This is a genomic window from Olleya sp. 1-3 (genome assembly GCF_002836085.1).
Classification (GTDB): domain Bacteria; phylum Bacteroidota; class Bacteroidia; order Flavobacteriales; family Flavobacteriaceae; genus Olleya; species Olleya namhaensis.
In genome coordinates this window covers 1-2089 of sequence record NZ_PJBW01000021.1, presented here as the reverse complement: position 1 = coordinate 2089, position 2089 = coordinate 1, and the positions used below count along the sequence as shown (strand labels likewise).

The window sequence follows — 2089 nt, the reverse complement described above, 5'->3', positions numbered from 1 at the left end:
TTCAAATTCGGTTTTTGATGTCAATGAAATTTGACTTATTCGATTATCAATAATCAATGGATTATTAGAACTGTCTTTAACTTTTTCATTATTCACATAAGAAATTGGTGTTTTCTGTCCAAATACAGACTGTCCAATTAGTAGTGAAATTATTAAGGCAAAGATGTTTTTCATAATTGTTGGCAACGTGTTTGTATAAGCTTTGTTGCGTTGTTTAAGCAATGAATTTACTAAATAAAACACGAACGGCGAAATTCCGAAGGAATTTCCCAAGTGAGCTAAAACCAGCAATAAAGTTTATACGGTGTTGGGCATAGTTAATTTTCAATTTCAATTCCTTTTTTATTATATTGAATTTTATTTTTCAGAAATCCCTCATTGTCGTAATTGAAAAGTGTTTTAACCTTTCCGTTTTGGTAATATTCTTTTACTGCTCCAAAAGCAAAACCATTTTTGAAATTCCCGTAAAATCTTATTTTTCCATTTGTAAAATAGTCTTTTTCTTCTCCGTTTAGAGGTGAGTCACATTTCATAAATGTTGAGCGAGATTCCTTTCTCAATTTTCTTAATTCAGAATTATTAATATCTTTTTTAAAAGAGAATGGTAGTGCTTTTATGTATTCATAAATTGAAGGAAAAAGTAAAGTGTCCTTTTTATTTTCCTTTGATATTTTTATAGTTATTCTTTCATTCGTTTCTTCGGAAATCAATTCATAAATTCCGCTTTTGGGTATCTTAATAATTGGATTGTCAAGGTTTTCAACGTCATATTCAATGTTTCCTTTTTTTAAAGAATAGAAAATTGCCTTTTCAATAGAATCATTGCAGGAATTTTTCAAATATAGTTGGTATTCAATTTCTTGAGAAAAAGAATTGAATGAAACTAAAAATATGATTATTGTAGCGATTTTCATAATTATGCCCAACGTTTAGTATAAGAAATCGTAGGGCAGGTGATAAGCACTATCGTTTCGGTTTATTACTTAGCTAAATATAAATATTTTGCTTTTATCTTTTTGCTCTAAATGCCAAATTTTATATTTAGCGGACTTTGTAAACAAACACAGACCTTTCGGTTAAGCCACAAATGCCCTATGTTTTTTATACACTGTTAGGCAACGTTTTTATATTCCGAACCTAACGTCTTTTATTCTTTTCTTTGAATCAAAATAAATGCTCAAATTAATTTCCTCGTACCAAAAATTTTCGTTGTTAGCTCCATATTTATAAATCTTTGTAGGTTCTCCGAGAGTTTTAATTATTTTCTTTTTAGAATAATCCATTTTGAGATTCTTCCATAAAGTTCCGAGATATTCTTTTTCGAGGAAAATGTGATTTAAAGTACTATCCTTTTTAAATTTAAGAGATATTCCATCAGTATCATAATTGATGAAGTAACTATCTTTATGATAGCTATGAATTGAATCGTTGCCTATTCTATTCATAAATGCAACGACCTCTTTACTTTGGGATGATTTACCTAATAGAGATTTTAATTCTTGGAATTTTACATTTGCTGAATTATTCTCATAATTTCTATTATCAATGCAAGGATGTTTTTCATTGTCAGATTCCGTTAGTGAATTGAAAATTGCTTCGCTGTCTACGAGAGTTAATTCTCCATTTCCATTCAGTTTGCTTTTCCAGTAGTCAGTTAGTTTTTTCAATTCAGATTCAGATATGATTTGTCCTTTTTCTTCAAACCATTCCCAAACTATTCCATTATAAACGTGGTGCCAACCAATTAATTCATCACAATTTTGATAAATGTATTTTGTTCCAAGTCCAACTTTTTCATATCTACTTGAATCATTTATACGAGTAAGAATTATATGAATTCCGATTGATTTTTCTGGATTTGATAATTGATTTAAAAGTTGTTCGTTAGCTTGTTTTCCAATTTCAACAAGTTCATTTGCATTAGAATCATACTCTTTAAGAACTAAAGTATAATTGCAATCAATTGGAATCGTTTCCCAATTCAGTTTTTCAATTAGTTCAGATATTCTCAATTCAGTTGCGGTTTGCCCAAAAGACAATCCACAAACTAAAGTTAGAATCGATAATATGATGTTTTTACGAATGTTCA

2 protein-coding genes are annotated in these 2089 nt (G+C 29.0%); both read right to left on the bottom strand.

What is annotated here, in order from left to right; all coding sequences use genetic code 11:
• Window positions 1–317: 317 nt before the first annotated feature.
• The gene (locus tag CXF54_RS12865; RefSeq protein ID WP_101203862.1) at window positions 318–914 is read right to left on the bottom strand and encodes a hypothetical protein; all 597 of its coding nucleotides are present in this window, start codon (window positions 912–914) and stop codon (window positions 318–320) included.
• A 210-nt stretch (window positions 915–1124) separates the two neighbouring features.
• Window positions 1125–2089: hypothetical protein (locus CXF54_RS12860; protein WP_232782619.1), on the bottom strand; the 965-nt coding region annotated here is incomplete at its 5' end.

What these genes read in the sequence shown, in the direction of transcription:
- CXF54_RS12865 (WP_101203862.1), bottom strand. Translation starts at nt 914, where the DNA reads ATGAAAATCGCTACAATAATCATATTTTTAGTTTCATTCAATTCTTTT.